The organism is Pseudoalteromonas sp. 3D05 (genome assembly GCF_002723455.1).
Classification (GTDB): Bacteria; Pseudomonadota; Gammaproteobacteria; order Enterobacterales; family Alteromonadaceae; genus Pseudoalteromonas.
On the sequence record NZ_PDUS01000009.1, the window covers coordinates 1 to 18,164 of the forward strand.

Consider the following 18,164-nt stretch of genomic DNA (forward strand, 5'->3'; position numbering starts at 1 on the left):
CCTATTTCAGGACGGGACATAGACTAAATACTGGGTACCAGTTTTATCGCACCTTGCGCTACTTTCATATCTAACGGTAGCTTACTTAACAAAGCGACTTTTGGGTCATTCATATTAAGCGTATAAACAGGGTTGACCGCTAAAAAGCCATTAATAATTTTCATCGCTTCATCATCTAGCACACCTAAGTTACCTTTAAAGCCACCTGCATCAATTGTGGAGTTTAAAAGTTTTACACGTTGCAAAAATACCGCTTTCTTCTCACTGTCATAATAAGGAGCTCCTTCAATTTGTAACTTCAGGCGCACAGGGTATTTTAGTGCAAATGCATTAATAACAGCGCTTGAGTCCGCACCAAGAACAATTACATCACGGTTGTTTGGACCAACGTCAACGCTAATATCATTGACATCAAATTGCACAGGTAAACCTACGAGTTTTATTTGATCACTTAGTTTGGGTAGTTGCTGCTTTAATACCGTTTCGATTTCTGTGTCAGTAAATGAGTAAACCGATACGCCCTGTGTGGTATTACACGCTGATAAAAATAAACAACCTATTAATAAAATCAATTTCATGTGTTTTTCCTATTCAAAAATAAAGCCGCTAGATTGCGGCTTTATTTAATTTCATATAACGCAAAGGTACTATGCGTTAAAAATCGTTTTTAATCGCACTAGTGTGTCAGCATCAACTGAACCCTCACTGAGCGCAAGCAGCTGTTTAAGGTAAAACTGCAAATCAGCTTGCTCACCACGATGTTTATCATCAAGCATAGCAACTTGCTCAGCCATACGTTCACTGCCTGCAGGGCTATCTACGTTCGCAAGAATTTCCATACGTATTAATAACTGTGCAACTGAAAGGTGGCTCGTTATATTAGCTTTCCATTGTGCAGGGATAGCCTCTTGATTTTCCAGTGCGCTAAAGAGTGCATTAAAGTCAGCTTTAGCTGCTTGTTGTGTCAACTCTGCTAACTTTGTATCAATCGCAGCTTGTAAAGCATTGATCCGGTTTGAAAGCGACTTAACTTGCGTTAAAGCTGATACCTTTGTGCGCAAATCAAGTAATTGTGCTTTTTGGTTAACCGCAGGAAGCGCATCTTCTAATTCTGATAATTGCTGTTCGATAATAGCATTATCCGTCGCCTGCTGTTCTTTGTGCTGAGCAAACTCTTCACTGCGCTTAGCAAATGTTAAGTCATTAAACTGACGAAACTTTTGCCATAATGCGTTTTCGGCTTTTACGCCAGCAAAACCAATTTTTTGCCACTGCTGTTGCAGCTCTTTGAGTTGCTGGCAAGCATCAGCCAAATTATCTGACTGTGATAATTGTTCAGCGTGTTCAACTAGGCTGTTTTTAGCTGCGCTATTCGCTTTATGGAATGAATTAAGTGTATGTAAAACAGTTTGCTGGTGTGGCTTATAAAGCGTTTGTAACTCACGATACACTTTAGGCTCTACGTTACCGGCATTTCGCCATGCTTTGTTTATACGATTATATTGGCTTTCGTATTCTTTCCAATCAAAGGCTTCAATAGCGGTATCTGTTTGTGCCAAGGCCTGCATTTGAGAAATAACGGTCTCTCTCGATTGTTTGATCTGCTCTCGTTGCTGTTCCAATTGCGCAAAGTATTCACGACAAGGTGCAAAGAGAAGCTCAATTTTTTCATCGAACTCTTTACCCTGCTGTTGCTCTTGCTCTGTGTCTAAACGCCCTAACTCATTCCAACGACGGCGTAACGTTTTCACTTGTGCAACTCGCGCTTTTGCATCTGTACAAGGCTGCTCTAATAACGTTGTAACTTCATTTATGAGCTCTTCACGCTTAGGTGCAGACGCATATTTTTGCCAGTCTCGTGCATTTTCAAGTTGCGTCTCTAATTCAACTTTCAGTTTATCAAGTTGCTGTGCAAAAGCGGGGGTTAATGAATCATAAAGCTCAACAAAGCCTTTAAACACACCAAATGCCACATTAAAACGACCTTGTTCAATTAAGCGTTTTACATCGCGCCCCTTACGACTCGCTTGCTGTTGGTTTTTTGTTAGTTGCTTAGTGAGTGGCTCAACAGCATTAGACCATAATTGCTTTTGCGCTTTTAATTGCGCCTTAAACGGAGCCTGTAACGCTACTGGCAGCTGTTTTAATGGTGCATTCGCTGCTTTATAAGCTAAATCGAACTGTTGACTAACATCATCAAATGTACTTTTATCAACATCCGTTGTTACTTCAGTGAGTTCATTAAATGCCTGCTTAAACTGCGTAATGGCAGCACTCAATTGTGGTAACTGAGCAACCTGTTTTGCAAGTTGAGATAACTTAGTAAAGACTTGGGCTTTTTGCGCACTGTCTGCCAGTTCGCTTGTATTCATTGCTTCTTGTGCTTGCGTTACTTTTGCATCTAACCAATCTTGTTGAATTTGCTCTGGCGTTTCTAAGCCCAATTGCAATGCATTTTCAATCTCTTCACTCAGTGCTTCAAGGTTAGCAATTGCTAATACGTCACGCTGCTTTTGCGCAAGCTCTGCTTGTTGTTGGTCAAATTTCGCTTTTAACTGAGACACATGCGTGTTCAGTTTAGTGGTTATTGCGTTATATTTTTCTTCTAGGTTTGTGACTTGTTCAGTGCTTAACCATTTAAGCTCTTGCGTTTGCCATTGCGCAATAAGTGCTTGGCTTTGTTCGTTAACAAGCTCATAGTCCTGCTTTTCGCGCAATGCATTGAGTTTCGCTAAAATAACACGCGTTTCATTTTGCACTTGAATAGGCATTTCAATAGCACGTTGCTCGTCATCTAAATACGTTTGCAAACTACTCTTGGCCTCACCTTGTGCATGTTTGACTAACGTTTTTGCTAATTGTTGATTAATAACAAGCTCAACTAACTGCTGCTGTAATTCAACAGAGCCTTCTTTAAAAGCCTTTTCTGTTAGCTTAGGGTTCGCTAATCGCTTTAGTAGTTTAACTCTAACTTGTAATTCTTTTTCAGCGAAGGCCAGCTTTTCGAGCGTTTTAACTGGTGCAAAACGTTCGATGTATTCATTTTTGATATCGTTGTTAAGCGCCTGCTCGTTATTTAATACTGCATTCGAAATATGCTGCTCAGCTAGATCTTTTAGATTTTGATCTTGTTTATAGGCTTTCCACCACAACACTAAATCGTTTACTTTGTTGAGCGCTTTTTTTCTAATTTCAACTGAATTGTCATCAAGTGCAAGCTTGTTCAGAATAGTTGCATCTCGTTCTACATCTAATCTTTCAATCGCTTCTAAACGAACGTGTTGTTTTGGGTGTTTCCATTTTGGGGTAAAAAGATGTTTAAAGATCATGTTCACTGAACCTTGCTATTTCATTATCTGAGTTAAATTCTTTCTGTAACTGCGCTTTGGTCTTTTGTACCATTTCGCCATTAGACCCAATGGTAAATTGCTCGTTTGATTGGGCTACTTTAGCTTGATAAAGCATGACAATTTGCACTGTTTGCTCTTTTTGCTCGTCACTGAGTGCAGTGCCATCAGGCCACTTGCCTGTTGCAGCACCATACTGTAAACGTTCAAATAATTCTGGGGTAATATTATTTACAAGGTTGTCGATGTTCATATCAATTTTTCTTTTTAAGTACTACTAAAATTACGCGATTAACTAAATACCAAATACACCCGATGCCAATGGCTGCAGAACATAAATACCATCTTGCTGTTTCAGGTTCTGGCTGTAAAAAATACAAACAAAAAAAGCCACCTAAGAATATGAATAGTGCAAAAAAGGAGTGATTCATAAACATTTGTTGTTTATTGATGCGCTTTTCACGCAATAGTTGCTGGCGTTGCTCATCATTAAGCTCTGCCACGTTATTCTCACAATGAGGGCATTGTTTATGTTTATCTGATATCGATTTATTACAACTAGGACAACTGACAATCGCCATATAACTCTCCATACTTCACATAAAAAAAGGCGCCTGTAGGCGCCTTGTATTGTACTTGTTTTATGCCGCTATGTCTGTTTTGAATTGCAATCAATTGCTAAGACATTGCCAAAGGTGATGAATACATCAGAATCACCAATGTAATCCTTAATTATTCCGGCTGTTTTACTTTTTCTTTGGCTTTATCAGCTAAACGTTTTTCCCAAAAAGTGGCATTTTTTATACCCAATTTGACCGGATCAAACGTAATCTCGCCGCCCGCTTTCTTTTGCTCTTCATAGTCACGTAAACAGTTTAGGGCAGGTTTCGCAACGAAGAAAATAGCTAATATACCAACAATATTGATCCACGCCATTAAGCCCACGCCAATATCACCAATACTCCAAATATAGCCAGAATTATTAACCATGCCGTATGCGACCATAAACATAATCACTAATTTAACGATTAATAATGGGATACTGCCTTTAAAGTAGCGGTTTAAATAAGCTACGTTGGTTTCTGCTATGTAGTAGTAAGCAAGTATCGTAGTAAACGCGAAGAAGAATAAAGCCACACCTACAAACGCCTCACCAAAACCACCAAATACGCTAAATAATGCCATTTGAGTGAATGCAGCTGAGCCTACTTCAGTTGCAGCATCAACATTTTGTACAATAAATTGACCCGCTGGCAGTTCACCAACAACGTTGTATTGCTGTGTTATTAAAATCATTAGTGCCGTTGCTGTACAAACAAAAATTGTATCAACATACACTGAAAATGCTTGTACTAAACCTTGTTGTGCAGGGTGATCAACCTCAGCAGCAGCAGCGGCATGAGGGCCTGTACCTTGACCCGCTTCATTAGAATAAATACCGCGCTTTACACCCCAACCTATCGCGGCACCAAAACCAGCTTGTGCGGTGAATGCATCAGAAATAATTAACGAGAAGATACCCGGTACTTTATCTACATTTAAAAATACCACGATAAGTGCTAGTACAATGTAACCTAACGCCATAAATGGCACGACTATTTGGGTAAAGTTTGCAATGCGCTTAATACCACCAAAAATGATAAACGCTAACACGATTAAAATAATCGCCAGTGCCACTAATTTAAATGTACCAACTTCACCAAAACTCGTTGATACCATTTCTCCGTTACCAAAAACTTGAGTGAACGCATTACCAACGGCATTAGCTTGAACGCCAGGTAAAAATACACCACAGGCAATGATTGCAGAAACAGCAAATAAAATACCTAGCCATTTTTGCTCTAAGCAACGATCAAAATAATACGCTGGACCACCACGATATTGGCCGTCTTCTTCTGTTTTATAAATTTGCCCTAAAGTTGACTCTGCGTATGCCGTACTCGCACCTAAAAAAGCAACAATCCACATCCAAAAAATGGCACCTGGGCCACCAAAGCCTATTGCAGCAGCAACACCTGCAATGTTACCTACGCCCACACGCCCTGATAATGATACGGCAAGTGCTTGGAATGACGAGATACCTGTTGTTGAACGGTTAGAAGTGAGTAGCAGTTTACACATTTCTTTGAAATGTCTAACTTGAGCAAAACGAGTTAGAATAGAATAAAATAGACCTGCGCCTAGACATAAGTAAATGAGTGCACTACTCCACACAACATCATTAACAGCGCTTACAAAAGCTTCCATGGATATCCTCTACAATTATATTTTTTATTTTTAGTTACGATACTTTGCTTTAGTAACTCAGAATATGTGACAACCCTTATCAATTAAATCAATAAATAACACTTTTATAAGGGTAACGCACTCATGTTAACTTAAACCTATCAAGTTTGTTAACACTTAATTTCCAAAAATCAATTTGAAATAACAACTGGGGATGTTTTGTGGGGATAATAGGCGCTCAAAGGCGCCCATATAATATGAAATTATCTTAGCTTATCAACAACATTAACAATGGCCGCTAATGTATCTTGTCCGAATTGATAAGAGCGACGGTCTGACCAGCCATAGTCTGGATCAGGTAAATCATCGTTATCTTTAAATGGCATTTCTACAGTATAAGCAAGTGCTTTAAACTCTTCAGCTACCGCTGATGAGCCTACAGTTAAGTTTGCCTCACCTGGCGCATCTTTTGGATAGCCATGCTCATCTTGGAACTCAGGGGTCACAACAAGCAAAGCTGCTTTAAAGCTATCTTCTAGGTCTTTCATACGAGCATCGTAGCTTGGAATGCCTTCACTGCCTGCAACAAAATTATATGGAATAGCTTCATCGCCATGAATATCTAAGTGCATATCAAGGCCTGTTTCACGCATTTTGTTAAGCACTAAATACACTTCAGGGCTATTTTCCATACTCGGTGTTTGCCACTCACGGTTTAAATTTACACCTTTAGCATTAGTACGTAAGTGACCACGCGCACTGCCATCTGGGTTCATGTTTGGTACGATATAGAATACTGCTTTAGATAGAAGAGCTGCTGCATGCGGGTCTTCATCATCCAGTAACTTATGTAATACACCCTCAACATACCATTCGGCCATTGTTTCACCTGGATGCTGACGTGCTGTGATCCAGATTATTTTCTTATTCTCATCACTCTCACCACCCACACGCAACACACTCATATCTCGGCCATCGAGTGTTTCACCAAGTGTTTCTAGCTGACATGCTTCTTGGCTTTGCGCCCATGTAATTAAGTCTAAATGGCGCTCGTAGCTATACGGGGCAAAATAAGCAAAGTAAATTGTGCCGCACTCAGGTTCAATTTCAAAACTTAGCGTACCGTCACTGTAATTTGAAGGAACACGAAACCATGTTTGACGATCATACGATGCAACAGCGTGATAACCTACCCAGCCATCAGGATAAGCGGAGTTTTCAAGATTGTTGATGTGTAATTTATGGTTTTGAAACGGCATTGTCTCTAAACGAAAATGAAACCATTGAAAAAAATCCGATTGATGATCTTTATTGATCTCTAATTGAATATTTAATGGGTCTGTGGCTGCAATAACATTGATATTACCACTGTCAAAATTACTGGTGATCTTCATGTAAAATAAACCTATAGGTGAATAATAAAGTCTAACCAATCAATATTAGTCAGAAATTATGTAACACTCTTTTGATGGAGCGTTTTGTTAGTAAAATGTAGTGAACTAGAAACAGCCTACCACACACCTTGAATTTTGAAAAAATTCACGACTAAAAAAGCCAGCAATTGCTGGCTTTCGTACTTAGCTAAACCTTATTGCTTAACGCGGTAAGCTTGGAAATGCAACTTCAGCCATGTCACGCATACAGCGAACAACCTGACAGCTGTAACCAAATTCATTATCGTACCAAACATAAAGTACTACACGGTTACCATCAACAATCGTTGCTTGTGAATCAACAACACCTGCGTAGCGACTACCCACTAAATCGGTAGATACAATTTCAGTTGAAGCGGTGTAATCGATTTGATCACGTAAATCTGAATGTAAAGCGGCATTGCGTAAGAAAGAGTTAAGCTCTTCTACTGATGTATCTGTCGCCAAGTTTAGATTTAAGATTGCCAATGAAACATTAGGTGTTGGTACACGGATTGCGTTACCTGTTAGTTTACCTTCAAGTTCAGGTAATGCTTTTGAAACTGCTTTAGCAGCACCTGTTTCTGTAATAACCATATTCAATGCAGCAGCACGACCACGGCGCTCTGCTTTGTGGTAGTTATCAATTAGGTTTTGGTCATTTGTGTATGAGTGAACGGTTTCTACGTGACCATTATTAATACCAAACTTATCATTTAATGCTTTAAGCGTTGGCGTAATGGCATTTGTTGTACAGCTTGCCGCACACACAATTTTATCTTCAGGTAAAATGTCTTGGTTATTTACACCGTATACGATGTTTTTAATATTACCTTTAGCAGGTGCTGTTAATAGTACTTTTGCAGCGCCTTTTGATTCAAGGTGCTGGCCAAGGCCTGCTTCGTCTTTCCAGATACCAGTATTATCGACAATAAGTGCATCTTCAATACCGTATGCTGTGTAATCAATTTCACTTGGCGAATTAGCGTAGATAACTTGAATATAGCTACCATTTGCTTTAATTGCATTACGCTCTTTATCAATAGTAATCGAGCCATTGAATGGACCATGGATAGAATCGCGGCGTAATAAGCTTGCACGCTTTTCAAGGTCACCATCTTTACCACCACGAACAACAATCGCACGTAAACGTAAGTCAGCGTATGGACCAGATTTTTCAATTAATAAGCGCGCAAGTAAACGACCTATACGTCCAAATCCATATAAAACAACATCACGAGGCTCTTTAGCTTTTGAATTAATGATTTCAGCTAGTTCATCGTTTAAGTATTCTTCAACTGAACGACCTTTAGCAGCATCATTAAACAGGTATCCATATGCCAGCTTACCAATATCAATACGCGCTGAGTTTAAATCCATTTTGCTGATTGCTTCTAGAAATGGGAAGCTTTCGCGTAAACGTAATTTTGTACCTTCAAATTGTGCCACAGTTTTGTGAGATTTGATGATATCAATAGGGCTTGCGTTAACAAGTGGACGACCATAAACAGCAATTTCAATACCACGACTACGGTATAATTTACCGATTATCGGTTGCATGCTTTCAGCATAATCTTGGCGTTCTTGCCAGCTATTAGTGTATTCTAACTCGTGAGATGAGGTCATGTTTTTTACCTAATTAAACAGTTTTTGAACGGATATCCATAGCGCAAATTTAGCATGTGAGAGCAATTCATCACTATGGTCGGGGGTATTCTAATTTAAACTCGCGCGATTCTCCACTGTTACAGATCAATTCGTTGGGCTAGAATAAAAGATATATTATAAAAATAGGGTTTAGGGATGTTACTCAGAACAACTGTATTATTGAGTATTTTGGTACTTACTGGGTGTGAAGAGCCACTAACACAGGCTAAAATTTGTAAAGAAACACCTGGGCTATGTAATGATTTAAATAAAGACAGCCATTGTAAAAAAGAGCGCGCTGAAGTTATCGTTGCTCGGTACCATGAATATAAGCAGCCCACTGAAGAAAACAAATATACTTTGTTACAAGGCTTCGAAAGCTATAACCAATGCGTATCTCTTGCAGCAAAAATAGAGCATATCAAGCTAAAAGAAAAAACCACCTCACGGGTAGAAGGTCATTTAGTGAGCCTTAAAGAGATGACGCGTTTATACCAAGATACTAAAGGTACTAATCACCCTGGCCTGCTCTACTATCATTGGTCACGCAATAATGACCAGTCTGCGTTAACCAAACTACTATCGTTAGAAAATGACCCTAGTGTAACGAATGATGCACAAATGCAGTTTTTTTTAGCGACCTACTATATAAAATCAGATGAAGAGAAAACGATTGATTTACTTTATAAAACACTAGAGTTAAATAAAGCGGGTGAAGAACCTAACCCAGAAATTTATATGACTCTGGTAAGCTTGTTCAATAAACACGAAAAGTACAAACACGCCTACACGTTTGCTCGTGTTGCGCAGTTATCTGGCGTAACAAATATAGAAATTCTACCTATTGAGCACCAACTCACAGCAACAGGGCGAAGCCTGGATAGTTTAGAGACACTAGCACAACAGACTTACGACAAAATTCAAAGTGGTCAGTTTGTATCCCCTCGCGGGTTTTAATCTGAAACAATAAAGTAGCTTCAACAAAAAAGCGGCTAAAAAAGCCGCTTTTAAAACTTTCCCAGCTTAAGACACTGGAATTATTACTACAATTACTTTACGCCTAATTCACGTAAACGCTCTTGTAAATAACTATCAGCAGTATAACGCTCAGACAACACAACATCAGGGCGTGGGTGTAAAAATAACGGCAATGATATACGTGACTTAGTCGACGCCTTACCCGTTGGGTTAATTACACGGTGAATCGTTGATGGGAAATACCCGCCTGATGCTTCTTGTAGCATGTCACCAATATTAATGATCAAGCTGCCAAAATCACACGGCACATCTAACCAACCACCGTCAGTTTTTTGCACTTGTAAACCAGGCTCATTAGAGGCAGGTAAAACAGTTAATAGATTGATGTCGCCGTGTGCTGCGGCGCGAATGGCACCAGGCTCTTCATCACCCGTCATTGGTGGGTAATGCAATATACGAAGTAACGTTTGCTCAGAATCGGCTATCATATCTTTTAAATCAATTGAAAATTTAGCACGTACCTCTGCTGGCGCTTCTGCTTGCACCCAACTTAACAATGTTGCCGCAAACTCATTGGCTAAACGATAGTACTCACGTACATCTGCCTCTAGTTGCTCTGGAACTCGGCCCTTTGGATAAACATGAAAGTACTCTTTGATATCTTTTACAGTAAAACCTTTGGCAACCTCAGATACTGACGGCGGAAAATAACCATCTTGGGTTTCTTTTGAAAATAAGAACTCATGCTTCTGCTCAGAATTAAAAAACGCCTGCCAGTTTTCGTAGATTGATTCAACTAAAGATTGCGGGATTGGGTGGTTCTTGAGTACACCAAAACCAGTGTTTCTAAGAGATTCAACAAATTGAGCGGCTGCATCGCTCGCTTGATAATCGACGGTAGGTAGTTGCATGTTGGTATCCAATGAATAAAGTTGTCAAAAGCCTTTGCTAATCATAGCAGTTGCTCCATTGTAGCGCTTCGCGAGGATAATAAAATAGCCTTAAAAACATAAGGACTTATGTCCGCACCTTTACCGAGTTCAACTAATAGTTGATATAGATCAAACGCTAAAAATCAGCACAATTAAATTGAAATCATACCGTTCTTATATTGGTCTACTCTTTTTAATTACTATACGAAGGTACATTCAATGCGACAAAAAATAACCTTTCAAAGTGGTGAGTTACAACTTGCCGGACAATTAGAGTCACCGGCTGGCGATATCAAATTTTACGCCTTATTTGCCCACTGTTTTACGTGTGGTAAAGACATTGCAGCAGCCACTCGTATTAGCCGTGCATTAACACAACAAGGTATTGCCGTTTTACGGTTTGATTTTACTGGTTTAGGTAACAGCGATGGCGACTTTGCCAATAGTAATTTTTCATCAAATATTCAAGACTTAATCGCTGCTGCTGACCATTTAAGAGAGTATTTCAAGGCCCCGCAATTATTAATCGGTCATAGCTTAGGTGGTGCAGCGGTCCTTGCAGCTGCTGAGCATATAAGTGAAGTACAAGCCATTACCACCATTGGTGCTCCATCAGATGCGCAACATGTGGCGCATAATTTTAGTGCCCACCTAGACGAAATAAACAGCGCAGGCGAAGCAAAGGTGAGTTTAGCCGGGCGTGAATTCACCATTAAAAAGCAGTTTGTTGACGATATAGCTAAATACGATCGTAGCCATATTAGTAAATTAAAACGCGCTTTGCTGGTTATGCACTCTCCCATTGATGCCACGGTTAGTATCAATGAGGCTGAAAAAATTTACGCAGCAGCAAAACACCCTAAAAGCTTTATTAGTTTGGATAAAGCCGATCACTTGCTAACAAAAAAACAAGATGCTGATTATGCGGCGAGCATAATTGCTTCATGGGCAACACGCTATGTAAAATATGATAAAAGTGAATACACAGCCAAACTTAATAATGGCAATGTACTCGTTGAAGAAAAAGACCATGTATTTACTCAGCAAGTCAGTACTAAAGACCACACTTGGCTTGCCGATGAACCACTAAGTGTTGGCGGTAATAATTTAGGCCCAGACCCTTATCACCACTTACTTGCTGGACTTGGTGCATGCACCGCGATGACTTTACGTATGTATGCAAGTCGTAAAAACTTGCCACTTGAACACGTAAAAATAGAACTGGACCACAGCCGTGATTATCACGCCGATTGCGATAACTGCGAGCAAACCGACAAACTCGTAGCCATCACCCGTAAAATCACCTTAGTGGGTGATTTGAGTGACGCTCAGCGCCAGCGCCTATTAGAAATTGCCGACAAATGCCCTGTGCATAAAACCCTGCATAACAACCCACTGATTATAAGTGAGTTAATGGAGTAACAAATAAAAGCGCAGCGAACACTGCGCTCCAAAAGTTAATCACTCTTAATTATGTTGCCCTTCGTGCAAAGCTACTTTACCAAACGACTCCAGCTCTAAAAACTTAGAATTAAATAGGCTTGGAGGTAGCTTCTGCTTCAGTAACTCATGGAAATTATCATCATGAGTTGAAATTATTATTTGCTTACCATGAGTAACACTTAAATTCCTCAATAAATCAATTACACCAAGCGCATTGATGCTATCCATTGACTGAATAGGATCATCAATAAATATACAATCAACATCGTTTTCACCATTTTTTACATTAAGGGCTTTAGCTAAAAAAATACTCAGACTGAGTACATTTATTTGCGCAGAACTAAAGCTCAAGGTTGGTGAGATTGTATCGTTACCTTCATTATTTTCAACATACACTTGTAGTTTTGGTTTTCCCTCGTCAGAAAATAAACATTGAAATGTAATTCTCTTAAAGTCAGGATGTGGATCTATTTTTCTATAAATAGTATTAATCAAATCAACATGAAAGTACTGGTCAATCTGCGATTTTAGAGAATCATTAATAAGCCTTAAATCTGCAATCAATGTTTTTTTTATCGATTCACAACTTACAATTCTCTGTTTCAACTCATTTAGTCTTTTAGTAGACTTAGTAAACTCAGCATAAGCTAATACTTGATCTGAAAGCTCTTTTAAAGATATTAAACCATTGACCTGAGCTTTACCTCGCTCAACTTTATGATGAAATGTTGATACTTCATCTCCAAAACGTTGCTTAAGTGAAACCCAATCATCACTCTCTAATAAGTGCCCTAGGTTAAACCTGTTCACTGTTGTGAAAAATTCGCGTAATAATGAGTTTAATTCTGTGATTTTTGATGTGTTTTTAGCTTTCTGAGTTTTTAAGCTCTCTTTATTTTCTGGTAAGTGATTAAAAAACGATGGCGAATAAAGCTCTTTTAAAATATCGACTTTCGCTTTGACAATTTTTATTTCCTTGTTACGAGATTCGAATCTGTGATTTAGCGTTTTCAATGCTTCACTAATTGAGTTTTTTAACTCTTCCTCATTTAAGCGATCTTTAAATGAGTCATTAGCGATTTTTAATTCCGCTAAAAAACCTGAATAATCAGTAATGAAATTATCAACTTCCTTCTCTTGGTTATAGGCAATTTTTAACTCTGTAGTTAGATGCGTATGTTCTTTAGTTAAACCTCTACGTTCATTTTCAACACTGGCTATCTTTTCTTCAATTTCAGATATTAAAACGTCATTTTTATTGAGCTCACTTTCAATAGCTGACTTGAAAGACTTGTATTCTTTGTAACCTGTTATTTTTTTAAACTTATCAAGTTCAACTCTATACAAGCTTAAATTTTTAAATTGTTCTTTTACTAATTGCTTTCTCTCAAAAACCTGCTTAAGTTGCTCTCTCAAAACTATTAAGTGATTTTCTTTCTCAGTATTAAAGTTTATCCTCAATTTTTCTAAAGTGCCCTCATTTAGCTTTATACTTGTTTGGCAGTCTTCGAGTTCTTGAAAAAGCAGTTGCTGATACTCAGATAAAATGGAATTAGTACTGATAGACTCTGCCAATACTTCAAAAGAATCATGCTTATGTTGGCATAAAGGACAATTCTCATTTTGGTTTTGGCTAATTAACTCAGTACCAAGCTCAATAAGTTTAGTTATTGAATTATTTTTTATTTTTGTTTTTTCTATTCTAGCTTCTATATCTTTCTTTTTACTTACTAATTCACTACTTTTGGATTTAGTATTTAAATATTCTGTGACTATTGAAGAGATTTTTTCATTTATGAAATCATGTTCTAAAAAAGAGTCACTATTTTCAATCGTTACGTTTTTAACCCTCACACCTATGGATTTTAAATTGGATTCCTTCTCTTCTAATTCACTTTGTTCGGTTTCAATTGCACTGCTATTAAACTGTTCGATAATAGCTTCTAATCGCAATATTTCGCTGTAATAGTAAGTTGCATTTTTTCTATTGTTATTAAACTCTTCCCTTGCAACAAAAAGTGTATTTCTTTGCTTTTCCAAATCATTTAAAACAGTCGTTTTATTCACAAAAAATCTGACGTTTTCACTTAATCTATCACTTGTTTCTTTTGTTTTTTTCGATAAATTTGACTGTAAATTTATTTTTTCAACAAACTTAGGGAACTCTTTTTCCTTTGCAAGTAAGCTATTGAAATGAAGCTCATCAGTCTTTTTATTTTCTTGTAAAACTTGCAAGTCATTGCTTAGCTCTTCATAAGCTTTGATATCAACTTCTTGCTTAGATAACTGAGCAAGTATTTCTTTTAGCTTTTTTATTTCATTGTGATGATTTTCATAAGTAGTAAAAGAATTCAGGTGTGATTCTAAATATTCTTTCTGTGAAAAAAACTGTGTAACCTCATTATTAATATTACTTTTATGAACATTAATTTGCAGCTCTAGATTTGCATGTTTCTCTTCATTAAAACCATCATCTAATAGATTTAAATTACTACCTTGTTTATTTAGCTCAACGATAAAATTGTTTGTTGTTAGTAAACAGTTTGAGTCAAAATTAGTTTCACTATTTTGCTCTTTAATTAAGTTTTTTTCATTAATATCTTTTGCTTCATCCTCAAACTTAACTAATTTACTTTTTAGAGTGCTCAGCATTAATTGAATTTGCTGACGAGTAACCTCAAGTGAGTTATCCCCACCAAGTTGTTCTTCCATGAATCTTTCGTATCGAGATTCAGGCTTAAGCTCTCTTAAATAGCCATCAACTGCTTCTTGGGTGAGCATAACTGAACGAAAATAGCGTTCCTCGGGCTCTGTCTTTTTATTTTCAAAAGAATAGTCTTTACTTCCTGAGCGAGGTGGGCTTACTTTCCTTTCATACTCATCACCGTCGGTAAAAACTTTCACTATAGTTTCAAGATCATCAGGAGCGCTCTTCGATCTTAAAATGTACTGTTTTTGTCCCTTTTGGTTCAACTCTTTTGCATCAGTGTTATGTATATTTGCTAAACCCGAATCCCTAATATATCGAGTTATATTGTTAGTCATGCAAAAGTCTATAGCATCGTAGAAAGATGTTTTTCCAAACCCATTCGGTGCATAAATAGATACGATATCTGCGGGGGTTCCTTCTTTAACCGTAAAATCAAAAGTACCGTCTATCTTATCTAAGTAACTTTTAAAACCTTGTATTTCTACACGTTTAAATTTCATTACTATCAGCTCCTTGAAGTAAACCATTAAGCCATTCATCTCTTGCTTTCTGGCTTTCTTGTGACCGATTCAATGGCAAGTCTGCTGACAATAAATCTAGTGTAATATGTGAGTACTTCATTGTTACCTCTTTCGGAGTATTTGAGGGCCCAAAAGATATATCTTTACCTAGAATATGATTATCAAGATAACTCGCTATCTCCTCCTTACCATCATTGCAATCATCAACAATTTTTCGCATAAAATAAGTGTCATTCTCAATCAAATATTTTAAAGAATTACTGACCTTCATTGGTATCGAAAAAACCAGATATATATTCCAACGCGTAAAATCATTTTCAATTTTAGTTTGATACTCAACACTTATGAGACTATTTATACGTTTCCAAAGCTGCTGAAGTAAACCCTCATCACCTAAAGTACAATAAAAAACAGAAAAATAAGCACTATCATTAATACATGATTGAAATAATTCAAAATTAACATCCGGAAATGCTGTGTTCAAAAATTCAATTTTTTCTTCGCTAACTTCAATAAAGTTATTTATCATCTCCAGCCTCGACTACCGTTAAATAAGCTCCATATTCTTTTGCTAATGCACGTTTTAATTCATCCAGTTTATGCGGGTGATCTTTAGCATCTGTAAGTGATTCAAAGATATTTTCTTTATTTTCGATACATTCTGCATGTAAAGCAGTTAGGTCAACAATACTACTAATTTTTTCAATATTTGATCTAACATTCACTATGTTATCTGGGTTTGAAGGTGTACGGCTGTTATGTCTATTGTTAATAAGCCTATTCAGCCTATCGTTTTCAAACTGCACTTGCCTTTGTGAAATAAGAGTTTTTGCAACAATAATACCGCCATTGTTTAAGTCCTTTAGTTCTGCCTCGAATATATCACTAATATGCTGTTGCCAAGTTTCATTAACGCCAATAAATACAAGCCGTCTAGATTTAAATATTGTCTCTAAAAAACTTTTATTAATGATAGTTGGTTGATCTATCAAAAGAGACAACGTTATTACTTCTAAAAGAGAGATCCAAAGCTCTCTATCATGTACTTCTTGGTTAGGTCGACTATGTACTCGAATATATTGCTCAAAGTCCTTTAATATTTCATGGGGATATAAATTAACTTTAATTTTATCTTTCGCAATTTTTTTTAATATACTGATTAGATATAGTAATTTTTTATCATTTTCCCAGCTTTTGATTATATTGAAGCTAAAATCAATTAAGTGCTCAAAGCTAGAAAGGTGTAATGGTAAAATTTTTGCTAAAGGTAAGTTTTTATATTTTTGGTTGGATTCATTAATTAAATTAATAAATTCCTTAACAGAAATTGCCGAGATATTGCCATGAAACTCTCTCTCAGTATTTCCGTTCATTTTTGTTTCAATTGCACACAGACCAATAGGCTTACTTAAGCTAAATAGTCCTCCACCAGAAAAACCAACTATATTATCGAAAGCTAAAGCTCCATTCGGAGATAAAATAATTTCGCCGTTCACAGTATCAGAATAGTTAAAAATGTGGGAAACATAACCAAATTTTTCTTGCCTCCTATCAGCTGGGTATCCACATAGTCTAACTTTGTCATTATTAGTCAAAGCTACATCGCTAAGTATCAACTCAATACTATCTATTGGAGGTACTATTAAAATAGCGATATCTTTCGTTTCATGTAGAACAATATCTAAAACTTCAATCGTTTCGCTATCACTAGAAACTACTTTATGTTCATTTAACAGTGGGCTATTTGGATCATCTTTATCTGTTTGCAGACAATGCTTAGCAGTTAGAATATACGCATAGTCTTTGGACATTGATTGTATTAAAACGCCGCTTCCATCATTAACAACTACAGAGTGTTCTTGCTCTATCGATGCAACTATCTGATTCATATTATAATAACGTCCTTACAGGGGATGGCTTTGAAGTTAGCCCTTTCTAATTCTTCTGAACTAAATATTTCGCCAATTAAATCAGGGTAATTAAAATATAAATTTGCGGTCGGGAAGCGATTGAGAATACGCGCAAGAGTTTTTTTATTAGGTAAGCCGTGGTGTCGTCCGTTGGCTGATATTATAAAATTATTACAATCAAGCAAGGATAGTAGTTCATCATTTGTGTTTGCTTTGCTACCGTGATGCGAAACTTTAACATAATTGATTTTTAATGGTTTATTAGCCGAATAACCAAGTAGTCTTAAATTAGCTACAATTACAGATGGGTGGGCATCCCCCAAAAGCAATAACGATTTATCTAAATATTCAAAAATGAAAGCTAATGAGCTCCCATTATGGATGGAGTTATCTTCTTTAAATTCATCGACCAATATAAGCTCTTCTAATGAATTAGAGTAATCCTTATTAGCACCAGAAGTATTTGATACTGCTTTTTTCTTTTCCCAGACTACTAAAAGTTTTTCTAGCTTTTCTAGTGATGGAGAAAGAAATTTGAATTTACAACCAAATCTCTCAAATTCATCTCCAGCTTTAATTAGTGGATGAGTCCATATAGGACTGTTCTTATTTTTCTCCTCAAGATGATCTTCTAACTTAATACCTTGAGCAATACTAGTATTGCCACCAGCTTTATTTTTTAAAGTTACGTAATTAGAGTCATCAAGTGGCTGATTAAAATGATTAAAAACTAATTTACCTGAGTTAAACCAAACTTCTTTTGTCAAATCCGATAAATATCCAGGCTTATTAAAGCCAACAAGAAGCCCACCAATATGATCATCATCAACATGAGTCAATATTAATAAATCAACAAACTCTGATTTTGACTTGATCTCATTCAAGCATAATTTTAAAGGGCGAGGAATGCTTCTGAACTCAAACGTTTTAGCTGGTCCACCGTCAATCAAAATATTTTTACGAGCGCCCTCAAAGTCAACACTAATAACTATTGCATCACCATGTTCTGCCTGTAACACTCTAAATTCTAGATCCATC

14 protein-coding genes are annotated in these 18,164 nt (G+C 37.1%); 2 read left to right on the forward strand and 12 right to left on the reverse strand.

The genetic code is table 11. The features are described 5' to 3' along the window. Positions 1–23: 23 nt before the first annotated feature. The 7 genes from CSC79_RS10610 to CSC79_RS10640 all read right to left on the reverse strand — a co-directional run bounded on the left by CSC79_RS10610 (position 24) and on the right by CSC79_RS10640 (position 8,611). Entirely contained in the window at positions 24–578 is a 555-nt protein-coding gene (locus tag CSC79_RS10610) for a DUF1439 domain-containing protein (RefSeq protein ID WP_099295791.1), read from the reverse strand. A gap of 69 nt (positions 579–647) precedes the next feature. Then, complete coding sequence (locus CSC79_RS10615; protein ID WP_099295792.1) at positions 648–3,329, reverse strand: DUF349 domain-containing protein; 2,682 nt, start codon at positions 3,327–3,329, stop codon at positions 648–650. Then, complete coding sequence (locus CSC79_RS10620; protein ID WP_099295793.1) at positions 3,319–3,600, reverse strand: DUF1315 family protein; 282 nt, start codon at positions 3,598–3,600, stop codon at positions 3,319–3,321. The genes CSC79_RS10615 and CSC79_RS10620 overlap by 11 nt, the downstream gene beginning before the upstream one ends. Before the next feature lies 1 nt (position 3,601). Next, positions 3,602–3,928 (reverse strand): hypothetical protein, encoded by a 327-nt coding sequence (locus tag CSC79_RS10625; protein WP_099295794.1) that lies wholly within the window; start codon positions 3,926–3,928, stop codon positions 3,602–3,604. Positions 3,929–4,079: 151 nt separating this feature from the next. Continuing rightward, on the reverse strand, positions 4,080–5,594 hold the full coding sequence (locus CSC79_RS10630) for an alanine/glycine:cation symporter family protein (RefSeq protein WP_099295795.1): 1,515 nt from the start codon (positions 5,592–5,594) through the stop codon (positions 4,080–4,082). Positions 5,595–5,836: 242 nt separating this feature from the next. Further along, positions 5,837–6,967, reverse strand: a complete 1,131-nt coding sequence (locus tag CSC79_RS10635) for a M14-type cytosolic carboxypeptidase (protein ID WP_099295796.1) — start codon at positions 6,965–6,967, stop codon at positions 5,837–5,839. Positions 6,968–7,168: 201 nt separating this feature from the next. Next, the gene (locus CSC79_RS10640) at positions 7,169–8,611 is read right to left on the reverse strand and encodes a glyceraldehyde-3-phosphate dehydrogenase (protein WP_099295797.1); all 1,443 of its coding nucleotides are present in this window, start codon (positions 8,609–8,611) and stop codon (positions 7,169–7,171) included. 177 nt (positions 8,612–8,788) lie between these two features. Here CSC79_RS10640 and CSC79_RS10645 point away from each other — a divergent pair, with 177 nt between their 5' ends. Beyond that, positions 8,789–9,589, forward strand: coding sequence for a DUF2989 domain-containing protein (locus CSC79_RS10645; RefSeq protein ID WP_099295798.1), 801 nt, complete (start codon positions 8,789–8,791; stop codon positions 9,587–9,589). A gap of 92 nt (positions 9,590–9,681) precedes the next feature. On the opposite strand, the gene CSC79_RS10650 is transcribed toward CSC79_RS10645, so the two are convergent. Further along, positions 9,682–10,521 carry a 2OG-Fe(II) oxygenase family protein gene (locus tag CSC79_RS10650; RefSeq protein ID WP_099295799.1) on the reverse strand — a complete coding sequence of 280 codons (840 nt, stop codon included), beginning with the start codon at positions 10,519–10,521 and terminating at the stop codon, positions 9,682–9,684. 240 nt (positions 10,522–10,761) lie between these two features. Between CSC79_RS10650 and CSC79_RS10655 the strand changes: the two genes are divergently transcribed. Then, positions 10,762–11,964, forward strand: coding sequence for a bifunctional alpha/beta hydrolase/OsmC family protein (locus CSC79_RS10655; protein ID WP_099295800.1), 1,203 nt, complete (start codon positions 10,762–10,764; stop codon positions 11,962–11,964). Between the two features lie 45 nt (positions 11,965–12,009). Here the strand turns inward: CSC79_RS10655 and CSC79_RS10660 are convergent, their stop codons facing one another. The 4 genes from CSC79_RS10660 to CSC79_RS10675 are packed head-to-tail and all read right to left on the reverse strand — an operon-like array spanning position 12,010 to position 18,163. Next, on the reverse strand, positions 12,010–15,195 hold the full coding sequence (locus CSC79_RS10660) for a hypothetical protein (protein WP_180270417.1): 3,186 nt from the start codon (positions 15,193–15,195) through the stop codon (positions 12,010–12,012). After that, a complete protein-coding gene (locus CSC79_RS10665; RefSeq protein WP_099295802.1) occupies positions 15,185–15,745 on the reverse strand; it encodes an ABC-three component system middle component 1 in 561 nt (186 codons plus the stop codon). The genes CSC79_RS10660 and CSC79_RS10665 overlap by 11 nt, the downstream gene beginning before the upstream one ends. Next, entirely contained in the window at positions 15,735–17,105 is a 1,371-nt protein-coding gene (locus tag CSC79_RS10670) for an ABC-three component system protein (protein WP_099295803.1), read from the reverse strand. The genes CSC79_RS10665 and CSC79_RS10670 overlap by 11 nt, the downstream gene beginning before the upstream one ends. Next, entirely contained in the window at positions 17,102–18,163 is a 1,062-nt protein-coding gene (locus CSC79_RS10675) for an MBL fold metallo-hydrolase (RefSeq protein WP_099295804.1), read from the reverse strand. Before CSC79_RS10675 ends, CSC79_RS10670 begins: the two co-directional genes overlap by 4 nt. Position 18,164: the final 1 nt, after the last annotated feature.